Annotated in this window: 21 protein-coding genes and 2 pseudogenes; 16 read left to right on the top strand and 7 right to left on the bottom strand. The window is 61.9% G+C overall.

The genetic code is table 11. The features are described 5' to 3' along the window. Nucleotides 1–121: 121 nt before the first annotated feature. The 3 genes and pseudogenes from ribA to CUJ91_RS35145 all read left to right on the top strand — a co-directional run bounded on the left by ribA (nt 122) and on the right by CUJ91_RS35145 (nt 2,150). Nucleotides 122–772, top strand: coding sequence for a GTP cyclohydrolase II (gene ribA, locus CUJ91_RS25420; RefSeq protein WP_006053011.1), 651 nt, complete (start codon nt 122–124; stop codon nt 770–772). An 80-nt stretch (nt 773–852) separates the two neighbouring features. Next, nucleotides 853–993, top strand: a pseudogene (locus tag CUJ91_RS34950) (tyrosine-type recombinase/integrase); the annotation flags it as partial. A 146-nt stretch (nt 994–1,139) separates the two neighbouring features. Further along, complete coding sequence (locus CUJ91_RS35145; protein WP_279635431.1) at nt 1,140–2,150, top strand: GGDEF domain-containing protein; 1,011 nt, start codon at nt 1,140–1,142, stop codon at nt 2,148–2,150. Nucleotides 2,151–2,391: 241 nt separating this feature from the next. On the opposite strand, the gene CUJ91_RS25405 is transcribed toward CUJ91_RS35145, so the two are convergent. Beyond that, complete coding sequence (locus CUJ91_RS25405; RefSeq protein ID WP_114157456.1) at nt 2,392–3,426, bottom strand: IS110 family RNA-guided transposase; 1,035 nt, start codon at nt 3,424–3,426, stop codon at nt 2,392–2,394. 29 nt (nt 3,427–3,455) lie between these two features. On the opposite strand from CUJ91_RS25405, the gene CUJ91_RS25400 reads away from it, so the two are divergent. From CUJ91_RS25400 to CUJ91_RS25355, 10 genes are all read left to right on the top strand, one after another. Next, nucleotides 3,456–3,737 carry a GGDEF domain-containing protein gene (locus CUJ91_RS25400; RefSeq protein WP_244231024.1) on the top strand — a complete coding sequence of 94 codons (282 nt, stop codon included), beginning with the start codon at nt 3,456–3,458 and terminating at the stop codon, nt 3,735–3,737. 251 nt (nt 3,738–3,988) lie between these two features. Further along, the gene (locus CUJ91_RS25395; protein WP_006051639.1) at nt 3,989–4,792 is read left to right on the top strand and encodes a transglutaminase-like domain-containing protein; all 804 of its coding nucleotides are present in this window, start codon (nt 3,989–3,991) and stop codon (nt 4,790–4,792) included. Between the two features lie 332 nt (nt 4,793–5,124). After that, a complete protein-coding gene (locus tag CUJ91_RS25390) occupies nt 5,125–5,550 on the top strand; it encodes a CopG family transcriptional regulator (RefSeq protein WP_006051638.1) in 426 nt (141 codons plus the stop codon). A 40-nt stretch (nt 5,551–5,590) separates the two neighbouring features. Then, nucleotides 5,591–6,685 (top strand): extracellular catalytic domain type 1 short-chain-length polyhydroxyalkanoate depolymerase, encoded by a 1,095-nt coding sequence (locus CUJ91_RS25385; RefSeq protein ID WP_114157455.1) that lies wholly within the window; start codon nt 5,591–5,593, stop codon nt 6,683–6,685. A 306-nt stretch (nt 6,686–6,991) separates the two neighbouring features. After that, nucleotides 6,992–8,209: an acyl-CoA dehydrogenase family protein gene (locus CUJ91_RS25380; RefSeq protein WP_114157454.1), complete on the top strand. Its 1,218-nt coding sequence runs from the start codon at nt 6,992–6,994 to the stop codon at nt 8,207–8,209. Nucleotides 8,210–8,253: 44 nt separating this feature from the next. Next, nucleotides 8,254–8,601, top strand: a complete 348-nt coding sequence (locus CUJ91_RS25375) for a DUF3088 domain-containing protein (RefSeq protein WP_006051635.1) — start codon at nt 8,254–8,256, stop codon at nt 8,599–8,601. 285 nt (nt 8,602–8,886) lie between these two features. Then, nucleotides 8,887–10,485 carry an ABC transporter substrate-binding protein gene (locus CUJ91_RS25370; protein ID WP_114157453.1) on the top strand — a complete coding sequence of 533 codons (1,599 nt, stop codon included), beginning with the start codon at nt 8,887–8,889 and terminating at the stop codon, nt 10,483–10,485. 13 nt (nt 10,486–10,498) lie between these two features. Beyond that, nucleotides 10,499–11,479 (top strand): ABC transporter permease, encoded by a 981-nt coding sequence (locus CUJ91_RS25365; RefSeq protein ID WP_006051633.1) that lies wholly within the window; start codon nt 10,499–10,501, stop codon nt 11,477–11,479. 58 nt (nt 11,480–11,537) lie between these two features. Then, complete coding sequence (locus CUJ91_RS25360; protein WP_006051632.1) at nt 11,538–12,515, top strand: ABC transporter permease; 978 nt, start codon at nt 11,538–11,540, stop codon at nt 12,513–12,515. Between the two features lie 2 nt (nt 12,516–12,517). Continuing rightward, entirely contained in the window at nt 12,518–14,260 is a 1,743-nt protein-coding gene (locus CUJ91_RS25355) for an ABC transporter ATP-binding protein (RefSeq protein ID WP_114157452.1), read from the top strand. A gap of 141 nt (nt 14,261–14,401) precedes the next feature. Here the strand turns inward: CUJ91_RS25355 and CUJ91_RS25350 are convergent. From CUJ91_RS25350 to CUJ91_RS34510, 4 genes and pseudogenes are all read right to left on the bottom strand, one after another. Beyond that, nucleotides 14,402–14,884 (bottom strand): annotated as a pseudogene (locus tag CUJ91_RS25350) (aldo/keto reductase); the annotation flags it as partial. Nucleotides 14,885–14,920: 36 nt separating this feature from the next. Next, nucleotides 14,921–16,546 carry an ABC transporter substrate-binding protein gene (locus CUJ91_RS25345; RefSeq protein ID WP_114157451.1) on the bottom strand — a complete coding sequence of 542 codons (1,626 nt, stop codon included), beginning with the start codon at nt 16,544–16,546 and terminating at the stop codon, nt 14,921–14,923. Between the two features lie 234 nt (nt 16,547–16,780). Further along, on the bottom strand, nt 16,781–17,989 hold the full coding sequence (locus CUJ91_RS25340; RefSeq protein WP_114157450.1) for an LLM class flavin-dependent oxidoreductase: 1,209 nt from the start codon (nt 17,987–17,989) through the stop codon (nt 16,781–16,783). Nucleotides 17,990–18,115: 126 nt separating this feature from the next. Continuing rightward, nucleotides 18,116–18,268 (bottom strand): hypothetical protein, encoded by a 153-nt coding sequence (locus CUJ91_RS34510; protein ID WP_167450660.1) that lies wholly within the window; start codon nt 18,266–18,268, stop codon nt 18,116–18,118. A 473-nt stretch (nt 18,269–18,741) separates the two neighbouring features. Here CUJ91_RS34510 and CUJ91_RS25330 point away from each other — a divergent pair, with 473 nt between their 5' ends. Together CUJ91_RS25330 and CUJ91_RS25325 are read left to right on the top strand one after the other, a co-directional pair. After that, nucleotides 18,742–20,331 carry an ABC transporter substrate-binding protein gene (locus CUJ91_RS25330; RefSeq protein WP_114157449.1) on the top strand — a complete coding sequence of 530 codons (1,590 nt, stop codon included), beginning with the start codon at nt 18,742–18,744 and terminating at the stop codon, nt 20,329–20,331. Between the two features lie 131 nt (nt 20,332–20,462). Further along, nucleotides 20,463–21,818 carry an LLM class flavin-dependent oxidoreductase gene (locus CUJ91_RS25325; protein ID WP_114157448.1) on the top strand — a complete coding sequence of 452 codons (1,356 nt, stop codon included), beginning with the start codon at nt 20,463–20,465 and terminating at the stop codon, nt 21,816–21,818. A 36-nt stretch (nt 21,819–21,854) separates the two neighbouring features. Here the strand turns inward: CUJ91_RS25325 and CUJ91_RS25320 are convergent, their stop codons facing one another. After that, complete coding sequence (locus CUJ91_RS25320) at nt 21,855–22,823, bottom strand: NADPH-dependent F420 reductase (RefSeq protein ID WP_374710176.1); 969 nt, start codon at nt 22,821–22,823, stop codon at nt 21,855–21,857. Here CUJ91_RS25320 and CUJ91_RS25315 point away from each other — a divergent pair. Continuing rightward, nucleotides 22,714–23,088 carry a winged helix-turn-helix transcriptional regulator gene (locus CUJ91_RS25315; protein WP_107707965.1) on the top strand — a complete coding sequence of 125 codons (375 nt, stop codon included), beginning with the start codon at nt 22,714–22,716 and terminating at the stop codon, nt 23,086–23,088. The two genes, CUJ91_RS25320 and CUJ91_RS25315, sit on opposite strands and share 110 nt — an antisense overlap. Nucleotides 23,089–23,263: 175 nt before the next feature. Here CUJ91_RS25315 and CUJ91_RS25310 read toward each other — a convergent pair whose 3' ends face one another. Further along, on the bottom strand, nt 23,264–23,524 hold the full coding sequence (locus tag CUJ91_RS25310; RefSeq protein ID WP_006051621.1) for a hypothetical protein: 261 nt from the start codon (nt 23,522–23,524) through the stop codon (nt 23,264–23,266). Nucleotides 23,525–23,554: the final 30 nt, after the last annotated feature.

Here is a 23,554-nt window from a genome sequence, read left to right as displayed (position 1 = left end):
GTGCAAGAACCGTGCGCCATGCATGGGCATCCGGGTGCGGTGCGCCGATTAGCGGTAAACTCCTGTCCGTACCTTATCCCCGGTTTCATCGGGTTCATGTCCAGCACCACTGTCTAACGCCATGCTCACGTCTCACGATCCGTCGCCTGCGGCAGACGGCGCAATCAACGGCGAATGCGTCGTTCTCGACGCCACCGCCACGCTTCCCACGCGCTACGGCACGTTCACCTCTTATGTGTTTCGCGTGGTCGACAGCGGCGCCGAACATCTTGCGCTCGTGATGGGCGACGTGGCCAACAAGTCGTCGGTGCTGACCCGTTTGCACTCCGAATGCCTGACGGGCGACGTGCTCGGCTCATATCGCTGCGATTGCGGCGAGCAACTCGATCTCGCGCTGCGCTATATCGCCGCCGAAGGCTGCGGCGTGCTGCTTTATCTGCGCGGCCACGAAGGCCGCGGCATTGGCCTGTCGAACAAGATTCGCGCTTATGCGCTGCAGGAGCAGGGGCGCGACACGGTCGAGGCCAATCTCGACCTTGGCCTACCGGACGACTCACGCGAATACGATTCGGCGGCGGGCATTTTGCGCACGCTGAAAGTCACCTCGGTCCGGCTGATGAGCAACAATCCCGAGAAGTTCGACACGCTGTCCAAGCACGGCATTCCGGTGTGCGAACGCGTCGCGCTCGCGATTCCGATGCGCGAGGAAAACGAGCGCTATATCCGCACGAAGCAGTTGAAGTTTGGGCATTACTTCGACGAGAACGAATAGGGCGGAGCTGCGAGTCCTACGCCGAGGGAAGAGCGCCCTTCGATGCACGCGCCGCGGCCAGGCTGCCGGGCGGCGATCACATGACCTTCGATGGATTCCCCGGACTGCGCTTCCAAGCGTCTACGAGCCGGAAATCGTGGACGTATCGCTAGAAGTCACCGGTCGATAGCCGCATGCGGCAAGTCAAGCCCGGTGCATGGCCAGCCATGTCGTTCGCCGGAGGGGCATGCAGAAGTCAACCGGAAGACCAACGGTTGTCTTCGCATCTGCACGTTCTCCCGACGGTTGCAGCGCCTTTAGAATGGGACCTCGCAACGCGAACTCGTAGGCACGTCGGTGTCGTAGCCGGCACCGGAGAACGAGCTAGATGTCCGTTCAGATAACGCCCAATCAACTTATTCAATTGATCATTCCAGGCATCACCGCCGTCTTTGCATTCGGTTTTGGGTGTGCATGGTTCTATGATCGACGACTGCGTTATCTGCGCCTTCTTGCCGCTTCGTTTGTTGCTTTCGCACTCGGCTCCGCCGTGCAGATCTGCCACCTGCCTGATGAATGGCGATTGAACGCCCTTGTATCGGCAACGTTTTATGCGTTGAGCATTCAACTGTTGGCGGAAGGTGTGATGCGCAGGGCCGGGCTTCGCCTGCGACTGGTGACGCATGCGTCGATGTTCGCGCTGGTGCTGGCCGGCATGTACTACTTCTCCTTCGTGACGCCGAACCTGCTGGTGCGTATCTACATTCTGAATTTCAGCGCCGGGCTGTTGATGTTGTTTACCGCGATCCGTTTCAGGAAACACTGCAATGGCCGCATCATCAACCACGTTCTCCTCTGGGTGCTGCTGATCTTCGGCGTTAGTTTTTTCATCAGAACGTCGCTCACTACGATCCAACCCTTGCCGCATAGCGCTGCGCCGTTCGCGCGAACCATTTTCTGGGTCTTGCTACAGTTGTCGCTCGCCCTGATGGGCGCTGTCTTGGGGCTCGTGCTGCTGGCCGCCGCGATGTCGGACGTAATCGACCGGCTGACTCTCGAACGCGATCTCGATTCGCTCACCGAAACGTTGAACCGGCGCGCGTTTGAACGCGTGGCGGGCCGGCGCGTCGCGGACCGGCGAAGCTATCCGCTCACACTGATCGCTTTCGACATCGACAACTTCAAGTCCATCAATGACCGTTACGGGCATGCGGCCGGCGATGCGGTGCTGCGCCAGTTCGCCGCAATCCTGCGCGCCGCGGTGCGCGAGAAAGACGTGGTGGCGCGCATCGGCGGCGAGGAGTTCGTGCTTCTGCTGCCCGGTGCTGACGACAAATTCGCGTATGAGATCGCCGAGCGTACATGGACGCCCCCGGTTTGCCAAGCTCTCAGTTCATGACGACGTGAAGAGGAAGATTGCTCCCGTACATCCGGACTTTTGACACAAGCGTTGCCTGCTCGCTGTCCCTGATGGGATTTGCTGGTCGGCGCCTCGATCGCTTACACGCACTCTTGGTGCCTCGCCCGGCGCGGGTTATGCCAACCACGGTCTTACCTGCCTTGCCATCACTTCGTGATTGCCTGTGCAATCTGTGGTGTGATCGTGCTTCGATGAAGTTTGCTTTGCCTGGCCGACCTGGCTACGCGACTGCGAGAGCAGGCGTGTAGCCAGGCCGGAACTGACGGTCGTGAACAAGCAGAGCCCAGACGATTCTGGCTGTCTTGTTGGCCTGCGCGACTGCTGCGACATTTGCGTTTCGACGCGCGGTCAACTTTACTAACCAACTGTCTGGGTCGTTCCTTTGCGTGACTCGGTAAATCACCGAGCGTGCTCCACGGATGAGTAATGTTCTGAGGTACGCATCACCTCGCTTACTCATGCCAAGCAGCTTTGCTTTGCCGCCACTGGAGTGCTGCCGTGGTACGAGCCCCAGCCACGCGGCGAGTTGTCTCCCGTTGTCGAAGTTCTTTGCATCACCAACCGTCGCGGCCAGCGCGCTCGCCGTGATCGGGCCGATCCCCGGCACCTGTTCAAGTCGTCGGCTGATCTCGTTATCACGATGCCAGGCCTTGATCTGCGTCTCGATCTCATCGACCTGTCGGTCGAGCAACTTCAGGTGTTCAAGCAGACGGTCGATGAGTTGCCGAAATACCCCGGGCAACTCGTTGGTCGCGTCTTCGATCAGAGTAGGTACTCGCACGGCGATGTGAGCAATGCCCTGCGGCACAACGAGACCAAATTCGCCCAATAGGCCACGAATCTGGTTAGCCTGCGCCGTACGAGCCTTTATGAAGCTCTGCCGCGCGCGATGCAATGAGAGTACGGACTGCTGCTCGACGTTTTTTACCGGGACAAACCGCATCGTCGGTCGCGTCACAGCCTCGCAAATGGCTTGCGCATCGGCTGCGTCGTTTTTATTGCTTTTCACGTAGGGCTTTACGAATTGCGGCGCCATCAGCCGAACCGTGTGGCCAAGCGCCTGCAGCTTGCGAGCCCAGTGGTGGGAGCTGCCACACGCTTCCATCCCGATGAGGCAGGTCGGAAGATTCGCGAAGAATTCCACGAATTTCTCACGCCGCAGTTGCTTACGCAGCACCGTCTTCCCACGCTCGTTCGCCCCGTGTACCTGAAATACGTTCTTGGCCAGGTCGATGCCAATTGTCGTAATCTGCATGGTGGCGCCCCTTCCGGTTTAAGTGGTTGATGACACTTCCACTTTGGCACATCGATGTCGTTATCGGGTGGGGGCGTCCATCCCATTGCTTACGTACTGTGCTGGAGTCTTCGCGCTTCGATGAGATCGAGGCTACGCTTCGCGTCACGACCAGTGCCGGGATCGCGCGGTATCGGCCTGGTGAGGACTTGAGGGCGCTGCTGGCGCGCGCCGATCAGCTGCTCTATGCAGCGAAGCGCGCGGGAAGGAATCGGGTGGTCGGAGAATCACCCGGTCAGACGCGGGACGCCCCCGAACGCGATATGGTGTGATCGTCCGGCGTCTGGCAAAGACTGACTGCCGGGGAGCATCCCGGCAGGCAAACATCCGATTAGCCGCGGCGAGGTGGCGATAGGTGGCGATTCTTCATAAAGTGCTGCCCAACCGGCAACACCGGCATGCGATTGTTTTTGATGCAGGGCGAAGCGCCCCGCATCGTGGGATGATGTTATTGCAGACATCCCCACCACTTTGGAATGCCTGCCGCAGCACCTCCCAACGATCAGTCAAACCAGGAGCTCCGATGAAGCTTCGCGTCGGATATGAGCTGTCGTTCGAGTGTCCAGGACCGACGCCGATGATGCTGATGTTGAACACGCATTCTTCGCATGCGAAGGATATTCTTGTGGCGGACGTGCTTGTTACCGATCCGCCGGTGCCGATCAGGCAGTATCGCGATGGCTACGGCAACCTGTGCAGCCGGATCGTCGCGCCCGCCGGCCGGATTGGATTGAGCACGACAGCGCTGCTGAACGTGCCGGAGTCGATGGAAACGCGGCCTATCGACGGTCGGCGCGATCCGGTTGAACAGTTGCCCGACGAGACGCTGGTTTTCCTGCTGGGCAGCCGCTACTGCGAAACCGATCTGCTGGTCGATGTTGCGTGGAAGATCTTTGGGCAGTGTCCGCCGGGCCGCGAGACGGTCCTCGCAATCTGCGATTTCGTGCACCGGCATATCCGGTTTGACTACGGACACGCGCGAGCGACCAAAACCGCAGTCGATGTGTACCGCGAACGCACAGGCGTCTGCCGGGACTTTGCGCATCTCGGCGTCACGCTATGCCGTGCGATGAATATTCCGGCGCGCTACTGCACCGGCTATATCAGCGACATTGGCCTGCCGCCGGTAGAGGCGCCGATGGATTTCGCGGGCTGGTTTCAGGCCTACGTCGGCGGCAGCTGGCAAACGTTCGACCCTCGCAACAACGCACCGCGCATTGGGCGCATTCTGATGGCATATGGTCGTGATGCGGCCGATGTGGCCATCAGCAATGCGTTCGGGCCCGCCATGCTGAGACACTTCAAGGTGCATTGTCACCAGGAATAGGCGTGCAACGGCGGACCGCGGAGCCGACGGGCCGACGCCCCTACGGTCTGCCGCAATGACGCGTGCCGTCCGAATCCGAGGGGCGGCTTCGACTTTCTGGTGCTCGGGCCAGAGCCATCTCGCGTGCTCGCCGGCTGCAGGCGGCGGGCCACACCTCACGCTCACGCGGTAGCCATGCCGCCGTACCGGCTGCTGTTTATTTCCCCGGCAAACCCTTCGCCGTCCGGTGCACAACGACGTTCCGCCCATCGCCTCTGGCCCGCTTTTTATGCGTTGCGCCCTCCGGCAAACCCGCGTATAACCATCCCGTTGGATGGTGTACGGATGGAAAAATGAAAAAACAGTCTGCTGTCGTAACGCCGCGCCCGGCAGGCGGCGAGTCGGAAAAAATCACGATCAACCTCGGCCCCGTTGACCTCGGGCAGATCGATCTGCTCGTCGAGGAAGGCTTTTATTCGAACCGGACGGACCTGATCCGAACGGCAATCCGCAACCAGCTCGCGCTGCATGCGGGGGTCGTGCGGGAAACGGTTGCGCGTCGTTCGCTGGTGCTCGGGCTGCAGCGTTTTTCCAGACAAGATCTGGAGGCGATCCAGGCCGCGCACGAGCGTCTGAATATTCAGGTCCTTGGGTTGGCCACTATTGCTGCCGACGTTTCCCCGGAACTCGCGCTGGCGACTATCGAAAGCGTCGTCGTGCTGGGTGCCTTTCACGCTTCGCCTGCCGTCAAGGCGGCGCTCGCCGGCAGAATTCTCTAGCCGCCTGAGGCCGAAGCCAACATCAGAAAGTGGGAAATTAATGAAACTCAACGAAGGCTTTTTGAACTCGATGCACGATGCGATGACCTTGCTGCGTACACGCGGCGTTGCAGAAGCGACAGAAGCGATACAACGCGCGCTGCGAGGCGACATCGGCACACCGAATGACTCGGCACGACGAGAAAACGGCCCAGTGTCGGCGGATTTCGCTCCTGCAAACGTAAGTGAGACTGCCGCGCGTGGCGCACGAGAAGACTGCATTGACGTGGAAGACCGCGGATATTTCGGCACGCATGCGTATGCGAACGCCGCCGGTCGCCGTCAGTATCGGCTGTATGTGCCAGCGGGGGCCGTGGGCGAACCGTTGCCATTACTGGTGATGCTGCACGGATGCACGCAGGACGCCGACGACTTCGCAGCAGGCACACAAATGAATGCGCTTGCCGACCGGCATCGGTTTCTCGCTGCTTATCCGGTGCAACCGCCGCAGGCGAATCCGTCAAAGTGCTGGAACTGGTTCAAACCGGACGATCAGCAGCGCGATCGCGGGGAGCCGTCGTTGATTGCAGGCATCACGCGCGAAATCATCTCCACTCACAGCGTCGATCCCACGCGCGTGTATGTCGCGGGCATGTCTGCGGGGGGCGCAATGGCGGCGATCATGATCGCCGAATACCCCGAACTGTACGCCGCGGCCGGCGTTCATTCCGGTCTTCCGGCAGGGTGCGCGCACGATCTGCCCTCGGCGCTGGCGGCGATGAAAGGGGGCAAACGTCCGCGTGGGGCACGGCACACGCCAGAAAATGAGCGCTTGTCACCGAAACGGCCCATCATCGTCTTTCACGGCGACGCCGATGCCACAGTCAACATCGCGAATGCGACCCGGCTTCTGCACGGCTTCGCTGCACGGCCTGACGACCCTAGCGAAGGGCACCGGACCTACCAGGACCGGCGCGCCTGCACTGTCTGCCGACTGCATTCCGCCGATAGCATCGACGCAGAACTCTGGACCATTCATGGCGCCGGGCACGCGTGGGCAGGCGGGAACGCAGGAGGCAGTTACACGGACCCTGCCGGGCCGGACGCAAGTGCCGAAATGCTTCGCTTCTTTCTTGACCATCCGCGACGCGGGTAAGCCGCGCTACTCGCAATCGGCAGTGGTGCGGCTACATGAAGGAGCCGAGCGCCTCGCTCGCTGACCGGCATCGAATACGAACTCGATGCCTGGCACTCCAATAACAAATTCACCAATCCTTATCGGCGATTCGCATTTCGGAATCGCGCATATTCATAGCTTGATTCGCTGGTTCTGTCTCGAAAGCTGCGCACCTATACTGCTGCGTCGAACCCACGTATACGGCGTGAATTCGTCAACGATGGTGGCGCGGCTTTCCGCCGTGGCCATCTCAAGATGTGTGCGGTAGCAAAAGGAAACCAGTCTATGCAGGCGTCTCAGGACACCATTAAACGCTCGAAACTCGAAAGTGCGCTTGCAGCATTGCCCGCGCTCGCGCAGGCAATCGGAGAAGATGCGGCCGGGCGCGAACTGCGGCGCGAATTGCCGCTGGACCGCTTCGCGCTATTTCGTGCATCGGGGCTGGGTGTGCTGCGATTTCCAGTCGAGTGGGGCGGCCTTGGCGGATCGCTCGAAGATCTCTTTCATGTCGTGAGTACTTTGGCAGCCCACGAGTCGAACGTCGCGCACGCTCTACGGATTCACTACGATCAGACTGAGCAACTGTTGCTGTCGCCGCGTTCGTCGTTCAACGACACGCAGATCGAACGGGTAAGGCAAGGCGCGATTTTCGGCGGCGCATCGACGGAACTGGGCACATCGCGGCCCGGCGAAATTGTCACGAAGCTCGTGCGCGACGGCGAGCATTTCCGCGTGACCGGCAAGAAGTATTACTCGACCGGTACGGCGTTCGCGGACTATGCGCGGATCAACGTGCAGGACGAGAACGGCGAAAACGTATCGTTCATTGTGCCGGTATCGCGTGAAGGCCTTCAGGTCGTCGACGATTGGGATGGCATGGGACAGCGCATGACAGCGAGCGGCAGTCTTCTGCTCGACAATGTGCAGGTCTTTGCGCACGAGATCTCCGCACGCGGTTACGGGACCCTCCCGGGTCGGCACGGTGGCGCGTTGCGACAGTTGCATCTCGTTGCCGTCGCTGCGGGAATTGTGCGCAATATTCTCGCCGACGCGCGACGCTACGTCGTGCAGCATGGCCGTCCGGTGCTTCACAGTCCCGCTCCATCTTCGCGCGAAGATGGCTTCGTGCAGCAGGTGGTGGGCGACATTGCGGCGCACAGCCACTCGATCGACGCGCTCGTGCAGCAGAATGCACGCACGCTGGATCGCTCGGCGAATGCGATCCGCAACGGCGCGGCGAACGCCGAAGAACTGGTGCTGGAAGGCGCGCTTGCAACCGCGAAGACCCAGCTCGTCGTCAGCAAACTCGCGCTGCATACGGCCGAGCGGCTGTTCGAAATCGGTGGTGCGTCGGCGACTGCGCGCTCACACAACTTCGATCGCCACTGGCGCAATCTACGCACCATATTCAGCCACAATCCGCTGCTTCACAAAGCGCGAGTGATCGGCGACTACGAATTGAACGGCGTGACAACGCATCTCACCGAAGGTCGCGTGTTCTAGCGCGGCCGTGCCTCGTTTTTATCCACTTGCCGTCACGGAACACCATGAGCCGACGAGACTTGCTGCTATTGCTGGAACCGGGCTTCACCGACCCGAAGTATCCGGGCGAGCGCTTCATCTGTCCGGCGGGCGCGCCCATTGAAGGATTGCTCGCGAGCGATGCGCCGCGCAACGCGCGCCTCGACATTCGCAGGGTGGCGTTTGCACGTCCGCGCGCTGAAGTGGTCGCAGCGCTCGACGCTGACCACCAGGGGCTGCCTGTGCTGATTTTCGGCGACGAACAACCCGCGCCTGCCGATGCACAGGTGCTGGGCGACAAGCGCTTCGTGACCGATACTCGCCGCATTCTGGACCTGCTCGCCGAACGTCACGGTTTTCCCAAGGTGCATTGAATACAACGGCGTTGAAATGCGGGCGCGGATGACCGGGTGGTCGCCGCGCCCGCCTTGCTTTGTGCGGTCGAAAAAAGGGGAAGCGTTAACGACAGAAGTCGCCGCGCAGATGAGCAAACTCCCGGAGGCGCGCCTGGTTCTATCGTCGGTGCCGTGCTTTGCTTATGCGCAACCGTTGGTTCTTTTGGCGCGGCAGCGGCTTTATCGTGTGCGTTGCTGCATGGCCGGCGATGGAATAGGCCGTCGAACCGGAGGCAGCGCATCGACAAAAAGGATCTGCATCAAATGGCGGGACTTAACCGACGTGAGTTTCTGATCTCGACGGCCGCAACGCTGTCAGCCGGCATGCCTGCATGGGCACTCGCGCAGAGCGGCAACGTCGCGCCGAGAAGGGGCGGCACGTTGAACATGCTGATCAACCCTGAGCCGCCGGTCCTCGTCTCGATCTTTCAGACGACCGGCCCCGCGCTCGTCGCCAGTTCGAAGGTACTCGAAGGCCTGCTGGCTTACGACTTCGATCTGCGACCGAAGCCGCAACTTGCGACTGCGTGGACAGTGAGTCGCGACGGTCTTCAATACAGCTTCACGTTGCGTCAGAACGTGAAATGGCACGACGGTCAGCCCTTTACGTCGGCAGACGTTGCGTTTTCAATCGAGCTGCTCAAGGCGGTGCACCCACGCGGTCGCAGCACCTTCGCCAATGTGACACGCGTCGTCACGCCGGATGCCCGCACCGCGATCATCGAATTGTCGAAGCCCGCACCGTTCCTGCTGAAGGCGCTGTCCGCAGGCGAATCTCCCATCGTGCCCAGGCATCTGTACGCGAGCGGCGATCCGTTGACGAACCCGCACAACAGCGCGCCGATCGGCACAGGGCCGTTCCGCTTCAAGTCATGGACACGCGGCGCCAGCATCGTCTATGAACGCAATCCGGACTACTGGGACGCCGGCAAGCCGTATATCGACGCACTGGTGTTCAAGGTGATTCCGGACGCGGCGGCGCGCTCGGCGGCTTTCGAAACCGGCGCACTCGACCTGGGCGGCGAAAACCCCGTGCCGTTGACCGATCTGCCGCGCCTCTCGCAATTGCCGCAACTCGTCACCGAGACGCGCGGCTACCGGTTTCTCGAGCCATTGTCGGAGATCGACTTCAATCTCGATCATCCCATCCTCAGGGACCTCAAAGTTCGGCAGGCCATTGCCCATGCGATCAATCCGCAGGTCGTGCAGCGCACGATCGCCTATGGCTACGCGGACATCTCGCCGACGCCGATCACACCCGGATCGCCCTATCACGACGCAAAGCTCTCGCCCTATGCGTTCGACATTGCGAAGGCGGAGCAACTGCTCGACGCGGCGGGCTATCCGCGCAAGGACGGCGTGCGCTTCCGGCTGACGCACGACTTCCTGCCTTATGGCGATATGTATCGCCGTCAGGCTGACTACGTGAAGTCCGCATTGGCGCGCGTCGGGGTCGACGTGACGGTGCGTTCACAGGATCTTCCCGCGTTCCTGAAACGCGTTTATGCAGACCGTCAGTTCGATTTCACGAGTATCGGCGTGAATACGCTGTTCGATCCGAGCGTGGGTGTGCAGCGTCTGTACTGGTCGAAAAACATCCGCCCGGGCGTGCCGTTCTCCAATGCGCCGCATTACAGCAACGCCGAGGTGGACCGGCTGCTGGAAAGCGCGTCCGTCGAGACCGACGAAGGCAAGCGCGTCGCGCTCTATCAGGAGTTTCAGCAGATCGTGTATCGCGATCTGCCCATTCTGAACCTCGTGGCGCCGCGCATGATCACACTGGCGAACCGGCGCGTGCGCAACCACACCGTTTCCGCGCAGGGCCTCGAGGGCAATCTTGCGGATGTCTTTCTCAGCGCGTGACAGGAGATCCAGCATGAGCCGGAGTGTGCGTTTCGGAGCGGTTGCGCGGCGGACAGCGTGGCAGGTGTTGCCGACCGTGATCGGCATCGTGATCTTCAACTTCTTCCTGCTGAAGCTGATGCCCGGCGACGCCGCCGATGTGCTCGCCGGCGAATCCGGCTCGGCGACGGCGGAGACGATGCAGGTACTGCGTGCGAAGTTTGGGCTCGACCAGCCGGTGCTGCATCAGTTGTGGTCGTATCTGACTCATCTTGCGCACTTCAGCCTCGGCTATTCGCCGCGCTACGACGCGCCCGTCATGCAGTTGATCCTGTCACGCCTGCCCAATACGCTGCTGCTGATGGGCGTGGCATTGACGTTCGCGATCGCGGTCGGCGTCACGCTCGGCGCCGTCATGGCGCATTGGGTAGGCCGATGGCCGGATCGTGTGCTGTCGGTGCTGGCATTACTGTTCTATTCGACGCCTGGATTCTGGATCGGGCTGCTCGCCATCGTGCTGTTTTCGGTGCACCTCGGCTGGCTGCCGAGCGGCGGGAATGTAACGCTCGGCGTCCAGTTGCATGGCTTTGCCTGGTTCGCCGATGCGGCAAAACACGTGTTGCTTCCTGCCGCGACGCTGTCGACGTTCTTCATTGCAATCTACGCGCGGCTCACGCGCGCGGCGATGCTCGAAGTGCAGCGCCAGGATTTCGTCCGCACCGCGCAGGCCAAGGGACTGCACCCGTGGCGTGTCACGGTGCGTCACGTGCTGCGCAATGCACTCATGCCGCTGACGACCATGGTCGGCATTCACTTCGGCACGTTGCTCGGTGGCGCGGCGGTCACTGAGACTGTGTTCAGTTGGCCAGGCCTTGGCCGTCTCGCCCTCGATGCGGTGATGGCGCGCGATTTCAGCGTGCTGCTCGGCGTATTGCTGCTGTCTTCGCTGCTGGTGATTATCGCTAACGTGCTGGTGGACCTGCTGCAGGCCTGGCTCGATCCGCGTATCGCCTAAGCAGTGTGCCTTTGAATCTGTTCGCTGTCGCTGAACCGTTATTCACCTGAGAGACGCAATGGCTTCCGAATCCTCCAATATCATTTCGACGACGCCGAAGCAGTCTGCCGGATCGTCTTCATGGCGGCGTCAACTGGCCGGTGCGCTGTTCGGCCAGCGCCGTGAGCGGATCGCTGCGGCCGGATTGTCACGGCGCAGCGGACGCGGCGTGCTGCGCACGCTCGCCGGCAATCCGTCGGCGTTGAGCGGTCTTGTCCTGCTCGCTGCCTTCATCGTGCTGGCGCTCGCCGCACCGCATCTGTTTCCCGGCGATCCGCTCGACATGGTCGCCGCGCCTTTCGAATGGCCGGGCAGCGATCCGCAATACTGGCTCGGCACCGATTCCCTTGGTCGCGACGTGGCGGCGGGCATTGCTCACGGTACGCGCGTGTCGCTTCTGATCGGAGCGTCGGCGGCTGGCATCGGGCTGCTCATCGGTACGCTGGTGGGCGCGGTGGGCGGCTTCTTCGGCGGTCTGGTCGACAACGTGCTGGTTCGTGTAACCGAGCTGTTCCAGACTATTCCTTCGTTCCTGCTGGTGATCGTGATCGTTGCGATTGGCCGGCCGAGTGTGGAGGTGATTGCGCTCGCTATCGGCGTCGCGTCGTGGCCTACTGTTGCGCGAATCGTGCGCGCCGAGTTTCGCACGCTGCGCGAGGCCGATTTCGTACTGGCGGCGCGCACTCAGGGCTTCGGCAATGCGCGCATCATATTCGGCGAGATTTTGCCCAATGCACTGCCGCCGGTGATCGTGACCGCTTCGGTGATGGTGGCGAGCGCGATCCTGATCGAGTCGTCGCTGTCGTTTCTCGGCATGGGCGATCCGAATGTTGTGAGCTGGGGCGCCATGATCGGCGCGGGGCGCGATTCGTTGCGAACGGCGTGGTATTTGACGGCGGTTCCGGGCACCGCGATCGTCGTCGCCGTGTTGGCGTTGAACCTCCTCGGGGACGGCCTGAACGACGCGTTGAATCCGCGTTTGCGGGAGCGTACCTGACCATGAACGCAAGGACGCAAGGCGTGAGCAAAGCCGACAACCTGCTCGAAGTGCGTGATTTGCGCGTCAGCTTCGGCGCGCATGAAGCGGTACGTGGAATCGGTTTTGAGGTTGCGAGGGGCGAGACGCTCGCGTTGGTGGGCGAATCGGGTTGCGGCAAGTCGGCCACCGCGCTATCGCTGATGCGCCTCGTGCCCAGCCCGGGGCGTGTGAGCGGCAGCGTGCGGTTCGATGGCCGCGATCTGCTCGATCTGTCCGCCTCTGAGATACGCGCAGTGCGCGGCCAGCAGATCTCCATGATCTTTCAGGAGCCGATGACTTCGCTCAATCCGGTTCTGTCGATCGGCGCACAGATCGTCGAAACATTGCGTCAGCACGAGAACCTGTCTAAAACCGCGGCATGGAAGAGGGCCGTGGAGTTACTCGACCTTGTGCGCATTCCCGAGCCGCAACGGCGCGTGTTCGACTATCCGCACGAGCTTTCCGGCGGCCAACGGCAGCGCGTGATGATAGCAATGGCCGTGGCATGCCGGCCGCGCCTGCTGATTGCCGACGAACCGACTACCGCGCTCGACGTCACGATCCAGGCGCGCATTCTCGAACTGCTGGACGGCCTGAAACGCGAACTGTCCATGTCGTTGCTGCTGATCACGCACGATCTGGGCGTGGTCGCACAACACGCCGATCGCGTCGCGGTCATGCTGGCGGGCCGGCTGGTGGAGCAGGCGGCCACTTCGCAACTCTTCGCGCGGCCCGAACATGCCTACACGCGCGGATTGCTTGGCGCGTCGTTGAATCTCGTCGACGATCTGCACTATCGCGGCTGGAAATTGCCGGAGATCCGTCATGTTCGATCGGACGACGGCAGCGCAGCCTTTTCAGTGATCCCGCGCGCGCCGTACTCGAGCGAAGACGACGCGCGGCACGAAGCGGACAACGCCGCAAGCGTCGACGCGCCGTTGCTCTCGCTGCACGATGTCCGGATCGACTATCCGCAGCGTCATGGCAAGACGACGCTGCGTGCAGTGGACGGCGTGTCCCTCCAGATCGCACCCGGCGAAACGGTAGGTCTGGTCGGCGAGTCGGGTTGTGGAAAGTCGACGCTGTCGAAAGCCATTCTGCGGCTCGTGCCGGCCTCGGGCGGCCAGATCCGCTTACGGGGCACCGATCTCGTGCCGCTTCGCGAGCGCGAGTTGCGGCCTTTGCGCCGCCACGTGCAGATGGTGTTTCAGGACCCGTATGCGTCGCTCAATCCGCGGCGTACTGTCGGCGAAATCCTCGACACCGTTCTGGTGGTCAATGGTGTGAGCGATGCACGGCAACGCCGCACGCGCATTGCGGCAATGCTCGACCGAGTGGGCTTGCCGGGCAGCGCGCAGCAGCGCTTTCCGCATGAGTTTTCCGGTGGCCAGCGGCAACGCATCGGCATTGCACGCGCGCTCGTGCTGGAGCCCGATCTTCTGATCTGCGACGAACCGGTGTCCGCGCTCGACGTGTCGATTCAGGCGCAGATTCTCAACCTCCTCGTCGACCTCAAACGCGATCTCGGACTTGCGTATCTGTTCATCTCGCACGATCTGTCGGTGGTGCGCTATATCGCCGACCGGGTGCATGTGATGCAGGCCGGACGGATTGTCGAAAGCGGCGACCATCGCGAGATCTGGCGTGCGCCGCAGCATCCGTACACACGCACGTTGCTCGACGCAGTACCGGGCCGCAAGTCCGAGGACGCTCGCGCCGCGTGAGGCGGGTGCCTCGAATCACTGGCGGCTGTGACGACTCCAACGCAACGAGCTCGATGCCGGCTTGATCGGCGATCACGTCGTGCCCGGTCATGTCCACTCGAATCCCGTTCCGTTGCGGTCCTACGTTGTGTCGCCATGACGAGCGAATTCCGCGATCTTCCACGCCCGATGATTCGACAGCCCGTAGTAGCGCAGCTTGCCGGCGCGGATCAGATCGTTGAGCGCACGCACGGATTCTTCCACGGGCGTCCAATGATCCTCGCGATGCAGGTACAGCACGTCGATATAGTCGGTGCCGAGGCGCGTGAGGCTCGCTTCGACTGCGCGTTGGATGTGTTTGCGCGACGCGCCTCGGGCGTTCACGTCGCGTTCGTCGAGCGGGTTGGCGAATTTGGTGGCGAGCACCCAGCGCTCGCGCTGCGCGGCGATCGCGCGGCCCACTACGCGCTCCGATTCTCCCTTGCCGTAGACGTCCGCGGTGTCGATCGAATTGACGCCTTGCTCCAGCGCCTCTCCGATGATGCGGGCGGAGGTCGCTTCGTCGGTCGGGCCGCCGAACATCATCGTGCCGAGCGTGAGTGCGGAAACCTTGATGCCGCTGCGGCCGAGTTGTCTATATTCCATGTGAGTACAGTTCCGTCAGAGTGAGTGGGGATCGTTTCAACGTTGCAGCCAGACGTCGGCGAAACTTGCCGAGACCCCGTCCGGACCAGTCGTATGGTTGTGAACCGCGCGTGAATACACGGTGAGATATCGCGGAGCGACGAGATTCAGGTCGGGCAGGTCGCGCTCCAGAATCTGCTGGATCTGCGAGAACAGTTGCTTGCGCTTCGCCTCGTCCGTTTCTTCGGCCGCCTGTGCGAACAGTCGATCGATCTGCGGATTGCTGTAGTGCGAGCCGTTCGTGAACGGCACGCCGCGCCGGAAGTTGCCGGTCGTGTAGAGGCGCGCGACGCCGACCACCGGATCGAACAGATTGCTCATGCCGTTGATCGAAAAATCGAAGTCGCGGTCGGTGTAGATCCGCTTCAGATACGCGGGTAGGTCCTGGCTGCGCACGGTGACCGCAATGCCGACTCTGGCGAGCGCCGACTTCACGTAGGCAGCGGTGCGAGCGGGCAACTCGCCGATCGGCAACGGATCGACCCTCAGCGCGAAGCGTGTGCCGTCGGCCTTGCGTGGAAAGCCGGCTGCATCGAGGAGCGCGTTGGCGCGCTCCACGTCATACGGATACGGCGTTGGCGCGGGATCGTAGTAAGGACTCGACGGAATGATCGGGCTGGCAAGCGGCGTGGCGTAGCCGTAGAAAATCACTTTGCGGATCACTTCGCGGTCGATCGCCGATGCAATCGCCTGGCGAACCCGCAGGTTCTTCACTACCGGATTGTCCAGGTTGAATTCGATGCGGGTGACGCCGGCCTGGAACTCGTAGCCGCGCGAGTCGAGTGCGAGCTTCGGACTGTTCTTCAGCCGCGCGAGGTCGGACAGCGGCACCGGCGTGTCGCCGCTCAGATCGATCGAGCCGTCTTCGAAGGCGACGGTGCGCGCCGCAGGATCGGTAATGATCTTGACGACAATCTTGTCCAGGAACGGCTTGCCTTTGTCCCAGTAGTCGTCGTTGCGGGCGTATTCGATGTAGCTGCCGCGCACCCATTTGACGAAGCGGAATGGCCCCGTGCCGATCGGCGCGTTGTTGGCGGGATTCGTCAGCGGGTCGCTGCCTTCGTACAGATGCCTCGGCACGATCGGCGTCTCCGACGAAGAGAACGCCTTGATCAGATACGGCGCGGGCTTCGACAGCGTGATGACGACCGTGTACGGATCGGGCGTCGTAATGGCGGTCACATTCGCGAAGGTGGTCTTGGCGCGCGGATGCACTTGCCGCAGTGTCTGCAGCGAATAGGCGACGTCGGCGGAGGTGAACGGCTGGCCGTCATGCCATTTCACGCCGTGCCGCAGATGGAACACATACTTGCGGCTGTCGTCGCTGATGTCCCATGAAGTTGCAAGCGACGGCTTCGGCTGCAACGAGAAGTCGTATTCGAGCAGTCCTTCGACGACTTTCGCGCTGACCTTCAGCACGTTGGTCGCGGTCGTGGCGAGATCCACCAGCGCGGTCGGCTCGGGCGTGACGACGAAGTTCAGGGTGCCGCCGCGCACAGGCGTCTGCGCGCTTGCGTATGAAGACGAGAGCGAGATCAGCAGGGCGGTGCCGAGTCCTAGCGCGCTGAGCAACAACGAGGTGCCGCGACGACGCGGCGCCGCCTGCGAGATGAGAGCAAGCATCTTACGGTTCGATAGAAAGAGGAGATGAATAGCAGCGCAATGGCAGCGCAATGGCAGCGGAATGGCGGCGCCTCAGACGGAAGCCGAAGCCGTTGCATCGCGTCGCGCCAGAGCACCACGCCAGCCCTTCTGTACGGCGATGCCAAATGGAGTCGGAGCGGGGCAGCGGGTGTACCAGAGTCGGCTCATGCGTCTCGCCATGAAGTAAAGAGAAAGTGGGGGATGGGTCCGGGATCAGTAGCGCAGACCGGCTTCGCGCAATAACGGCAACACGTGTGCGCCAAAGAATTCGAGGTCCGGCTGAAAATCGAAAAAGCTCAGTTGCACGCCGTCGATACCGGCCCGGTGAAGCCGCACGATGTAATCGGCGATTTGCTGCGGCGAGCCGACTATCGAAATGTTGCCGCCCACCGCGCGCGCGGCTGCCTGATTGCGCTGTTCGGAATTGCCACGCCAGGCGTGCGCGTCGCTCTCGAAGCGATGGAAGCTGCCTTCGTCGCCATGCGCGACGATCGCGTCGCGATAGGCCAGCGCTTCGGCAGCCGTTTCGCGGCAAATCACCATGGGATTGATCAGCGTGCGGATCTTGCGGCCATATTTCGCCGCAGTGGCCTTCACACGCGCCGTGTGCGCGGGCAAGGCGGCGAGCGCGGCTTCGATCTCCGAGCCCGCGGGACTCGTGATGAACACCACGTCGGAATAGCGGGCGGCGAACTCGATCCCCGCATCGGAGCCGGTCGCATTGACGAGCAACGGGCGGCCGTATTGCGGCTTCGGCGTGACGAACGCCTTGTCGAGCCTCCAGCTCGACAAAGGCGGCGCAAAGCTGAAGTTATCGGGCTGTGCCCATAGCTGTTGCACGGCGTCGAGGAACTCGCTCGCCAGCTCATAGCGGCGATCGTGCTCGATGCGATGCCAGCCGAACATCTCGTGTTCGACGGCCCGATGCCCGGTGACCACATTGATGCCCCAGCGTCCCTTCGAAATGTGATCGAGCGTCGCGCAGAACTTCGCGAAATGCAGCGGATGCCACGGCCCGTACAGCACATGGCTGGTTGCGACCAGGATGATTTTTTCGGTGCACGCGGTCATGGCCGCGAGTGACATGAAGGAGTCGAGCGCCTCGCCGTTGAACACGCCGCCGTAACCGCCTTTCGGGAGCCACTGCGAGAGTGCGAAGACGAGATCGAAACCGAGGCTCTCGGCTCTCTGCACCAGCGCGAGGTTGTAGTCGAAGTTCCAGTCGGTGGTGCGCGGCAGCGTCGACGCGCTCCAGCCGCCCGCCTGAATTGGCAGGAAGAGCCCGAGCAGCAGCGGCTGTTCGAGCGCGCGTGCAACGGGACTGGCAGGGAAGTCGGCGGGCGAGCGCACCGGCACGAAAGGCGTGGCATCCGGCGCTTGTCCTAATGCTTGCGGTGCGGCGGCGAGAAGGGTGTCGGTCATGGCGATAATCGGTGTAGAGAACGTGGCGGTTCGGTTCGGCGTGGCGCGTGTCAGGTCTCGCTCTTCGGCCGGATGGCGGCGCGATCAACGGCGATGCAGCCTGAGCGCATGCCTGGGCGCAGCGCGTCAGGTTTTGCCGGTTGCGGGCGGCCGCACACCATTCGGATAGAAGTCGCCGATCGCCGCGTACTTCCGGCGCACCGGGTCATGCACGGTGTGCACCCGCCCGGGGTTGCGGATAAGCGCCAATGGCGCGAAAAAACCGGTCGTGATGGACATATCCGATGCTGTGACAGACGAAGTTCAGGGTCGGGCGTCGCATTCGGGCAGGCGCACCGGAGCCCTCAAAACTTACCGGCAAGTCGACACATCGGACAACGAACAATAATTTCTATCCTTATCTGCTCGCGCAATTGAGCAGCGCCGGAAATAACGCAAAAGCGTAAGCAAAGAAGAATCGCTTGGTTCGCTTATGTGGAGTGGCTGGCTATGCTGTGCAGCGTATTAGCCTTGTCCAGTCACCCATCATTTCAACCGCTCATACATGACGACGCTCAACGAGTATCTCGTGCAAAAGCGCGCTGCCTGGCTTGCGAAACGCGAAGCCGCGCGCAACGATCCGGATCTCAAGTCCAACCGGCTCAAGGCGCGAGAGTCGGACCCAATAGCGCCGCAGCACGCAGCCGCGCCAGCCCAATGAAACGACAACAAAGCGACAACAACGACAACGAAAAGACAACAAGAGGACCACAATGAAAACGACACACAGGGCACGCGCGATCCGGCTTGTCGCGCTACTGGCGAGTGCATTCATCGGGATCGTGCCTGCGGGCGCGAGCGCCGCGCCCGACCACGGTGGAACGCTGACCTGGCTCGTGACGCCCGAGCCGGCTTCCATTGTTCCTCTCACTACGACGGCCGGGGGCAATGCGGAGATCGGCCCCAAGGTGGTGGAGGGCCTTCTGACGTATGACAGGAACCTCAACCCGAAGCCGCTGCTCGCCACTTCCTGGGTAGTCAGCATGGACGGACTGCAATACCGGTTCAATCTGCGCCGCGGTGTGAAGTGGCATGACGGCAAGCCCTTCACGTCCGCCGACGTTGCCTTTTCGATCCTGACGTTAAAGCAGGTGCATCCGCGGGGGCGAAGCACGTTTGCCAACGTGACCGATGTGAAAACGCCGGACCCTTACACCGCAGTCATCGGGGTTTCCAGGCCCGCGCCGTTTCTGTTGACGGCGCTCGCGGGCACCGAGTCGCCGATCATTCCGAGGCACCTGTACGAGGGCACCGACATCGCGGCGAGCCCGTACAACAGCGCCCCGGTCGGCACGGGTCCGTTTGTATTCAAGTCGTTCGTGCACGGCAGCAACATCGTGCTCGAACGCAACCCCGACTATTGGGACAAGCCGAAGCCTTACGTCGACAGGATCGTCGTGCGGTTTTTGCCGGACGGCGCGGCGCGCGCTGCGGCGTTGGAGTCGGGCGCCGCCAATCTCGGCGACCAGGCCATTCCGCTATCGGATGTGAAGCGCTTTAGCGCGCTGTCGAACTTCAATGTCGATACGACGAACTGGGCGTACAACAGCAATCATCAGCAGTTGATTTTCAACCTGGATACGCCCGTTCTGAAAGACAAGGCGGTCCGCAAGGCGATCTCGCAGGCGCTCGACGTCAATGCGCTGAACCGTGTGGTCTGGTATGGATATGGTCAGGTGTCGGCCGCCGCGATCGGTACGGCGAACGCGAAGTATCACAACGCCGACATTCACTACTTTCCGTACGACGTCGCGCAGGCGAACGCGGCCCTCGATGCAGCGGGTTATAAGCGCGGGCCCGATGGCAAGCGCTTCCGCTTGCGGCTGCTGTACAACCCGTTCCAGGACCCGCGTGCGGCGGATTTCGTCCGGCAATCGCTGGCGCGAATCGGGATCGACGGCGAGATCGAAAGTTACGACTTCGCCACGTACGTGAAGCGGGCGTACACCGATCGCGCATTCGACATCACGCTCGAAGCGCTTTCGAACACCTTCGATCCGACCGTCGGAGTTCAGCGAGTGTTCTGGTCGAAGAACTTCAAGATCGGTCTGCCGTTCTCGAACGCCGCGCACTACTCCAATCCGGAAGTAGACCGATTGCTCGAGGCAGCCTCCGTCGCTACCGACGATGCCCAGCGCCGCCAGCTCTTCATGCAGTTTCAGCAGATCGTGCACGACGATATTCCGTCCGTCGAGTTCGGTGCAAATCCGAACATCACGATTTCGTCCAGGAAAGTGAAGAACTATGCGCCGGGCGGCGAGGGCATACGCGGCAATTTCGCCGACCTGTATATCGAACGCTGAATCGCCTGGCTGCCGATCCGAACTGAACGCGCCGTGCATGCCGGTCTCGCGCATCCCGCCAACGCACAGCGCTGGCGCGCGCGACCGGCAGCATCGCGCGCTCGCCATCCGAAGCACACTTCGCACACACCATGAGCCAACGAAAAGGACAACTGCACCTCGGCGCGTTTCTCTATCCGACCGGGCATCACATCGCCGCGTGGCGTCATCCGGGCAGTCACGCGGATGCGGGACGCGACTTTCGGCACTACGTCCGGCTTGCGCAAGCCGCCGAAGCAGCAAGGTTCGATCTCGTCTTCCTCGCGGACGGCTCGGGAACGCGTGGCGACAACGTCGACTTCCTGAGCCGCACAGCGCACAGCTACGTCGCGCAGTTCGAGCCGCTCACCTTGCTCTCGGCATTGGCTGCTGTCACCGAGCGAATCGGCCTTGTGGGCACGGCGTCGACGACCTTCAACGAGCCGTATCACATTGCCCGCAAGTTTGCGTCGCTCGATCACATTAGCGGCGGGCGAGCGGGCTGGAACCTCGTCACGTCGTCGAATGCGCACGAGGCGAAGAATTTTGGCTTCGACGAACATCTTGCCCATACGCGTCGCTATGAACGCGCGGTGGAGTTCGCGGAAGTGGTCGAGGGGCTGTGGGACAGCTGGGATGAAGGCGCGTTCGTGCGAGACAAAGCGGCCGGGCGTTATTTCGATCCGGCAAAGCGTCATGTGCTCGACCATCGCGGCGAATTCTTCAACGTGCGCGGGCCGCTGAATGTCGAACGCTCGCCTCAGGGGAGGCCGGTCGTCGTGCAGGCGGGTTCCTCGGAAGCAGGCAAGGCGCTCGCAGCGCGTACCGCCGAAGTGATCTTCACCGCGCAGCAAACGCTGGACGACGCGGTTGCGTTCTACGCGGACGTGAAGGGCCGCCTCGCGCAGTACGGACGCGACCCGGACGATCTGAAGATCATGCCCGGCGTGATGCCGATTGTCGGCGCGACCGAGCAGGAAGCGCAGGACAAGTTCGCCGCGCTACAGGCGCTGATCGATCCGGCGGTCGGACTTGCATTGGTGTCCGGACTCACGGGCGGCTTCGATCTGTCGGGCTATCCGCTCGACGGGCCGATTCCCGAATTGCCTGAGACCAATGCAAGCAAGAGCCGGCAGTCGTTGACGCTCGAACTGGCGCGGCGCGAGAAATTGACGATCCGCGATTTGTATCTGCGCGTCGCCGGCGCACGCGGGCATTGGCAACTAATCGGTACCCCGAAGCATATCGCCGATGCGCTCGAGGAACGCTTCGTCAACTATGGTGCGGACGGCTTCAACGTAATGCCGGCGCTGTTGCCGGACGGCCTCGACGACTTCATCCGACTGGTATTGCCGGAATTGCGGCGGAGAGGCCTCTTCCGCACGGAATACGAAGGTGCGACGTTGCGCGAGAACCTGGGCCTGCGGCGGCCGGTGTCGCGGTATCAGCGCGAAGCTACCGTAGCTTGAGGCGTTAGATGAAGCGCGGCGCTACAACTAGCCCGCTCACGACGCTGGTTTGCCTGCAACGATGTTGGTTGCACGGTTTGCCGCGACAATATCGGCGTGGGTCGGATTCGGGCCGAGGCTGGCGAAAACCTCCGGCAGCCGGTCGCGTATCCTCGGCGCAATCCCAGGAGCGGCCGCGGCCAGCGCCTTGCGCATGGCATCCGCGTCGTAGTCGCAGCAATACGCAGGAGTTGACGGCTGCTGGCGCCAGGATTCTGCGAGCGAACCCGCATCGACCGGATCGAAGCCCGTCTGATTCACCAGCTCCATCACGATTCCCCTGGAGCGCAGGTCATCCCCCGCCACGGCGACGGCGAGGCGGCCAGGCGTCCCCTCCGGCTGGCCCAACTCGGCGAGCGTGTAGGCCAGCACGTTGTTGAATGCCTTGATGACAGGGCGCCCGATCTGTCTGGATACCCACACGCTTTCGGGCATTCCTTCGTCGATTTCCGGAATGTGCGGGTCGCGCATGTCCGGGTAGTAGTTGCCGGTGTCGACGACGATCGCGTCAGCCGCTACTGAATCGAACAAATCCGCAGGAAGCGCCTGTATGGCGGGCAGCGGAATCGACAGGATGATGACTTCCGCGCCATCGACCGCGCCGCGAACATCCACGGCTTGCGCGCCGATCTCGTCGGCGAACTGTCGAACACCATCCACGCCGCGAGAGTTCGCGACGCGGACTTCATGGCCTGCCGTGCTCAACTTGCGGGCGAGAGACGCGCCAATGTTTCCTGTTCCGACGATCCCGATTTTCATAGCTGTATCCTCGATATTGCACGTGGCGCCCACTTTAGCTGGCTTATGTTGTAATGGTAAGTACCGACTAAAAAGTAAGTAGCATACCGAGGTGTTTGTGTCTGAAGAGCGTGAATGGAACTGCGAAGATCCCAAGAAGCGGCTTGAATGGGCCGAGGCGACGACGGAGGCCCTCCGGGTTCTGGAGGGCAAGTGGAAGATCGTCATCATTTGCCAGTTGTTTGCCGCAAAAGGCCCGCTGCGATTCTCCGATCTGGAGAAGCTGATTGACGGCATCAACCAGAAAATGCTGATTCAGCAGCTCAAGCAGCTTGAGAAAGACGGCATCTTGCGGCGAACGGTGTATCCCCAAGTGCCGCCGAAGGTAGAGTACGAACTTTGCGATATGGGATATGCGCTCGGGCCGTCGATGCAGGCGTTAATCGAGTGGGCCGAGATGAGGCGCAAACGTGCCGGAGGTGACGGCTACTGAGAAAGAGGCCGGCGGCGGCTCGACCGCGCGGCGCGGCGTGCGGCTCGCTGATACCTCGGGCAAAGTGCAAGGACTACGAGTCGCCGTTCCCGACGTAACTGATCCCGTCGCCGTCGGTAACCTGGGTCGGCAAGCAAGGGGTCCAGGACCAGTCACATACCGTTCCGCTTACCTTCTACGACCTGTCGGCGCGCTCCGGCATGACCTGAACGACAATGGGCCGGCTCTTCCAGAACATGTTGTGGACTCGGGCCTGCAGATTGCGCAACGCATCCGGCGACGTGCCGCTGAAGCTGAGCACGATCGCGGGCCGCGCTCCCGTTCCGTGATAGCGGTGGATCCGGTCGAATGGCGGAAAGCCGTATTTGATAAGGAAATCATTGATTTCGTCATCCGAAGTATTGTCTTCAACGTTTCCCATCCACAGATCAGCCATAAAGTGCTCCCTTAGTGGAATCGATACGGC

The sequence above is a fragment of the Paraburkholderia graminis genome (assembly GCF_003330785.1).
In the GTDB taxonomy this organism is placed as follows: Bacteria; Pseudomonadota; Gammaproteobacteria; order Burkholderiales; family Burkholderiaceae; genus Paraburkholderia; species Paraburkholderia graminis.
This window is presented reverse-complemented; position numbering and strand designations above follow the sequence as displayed.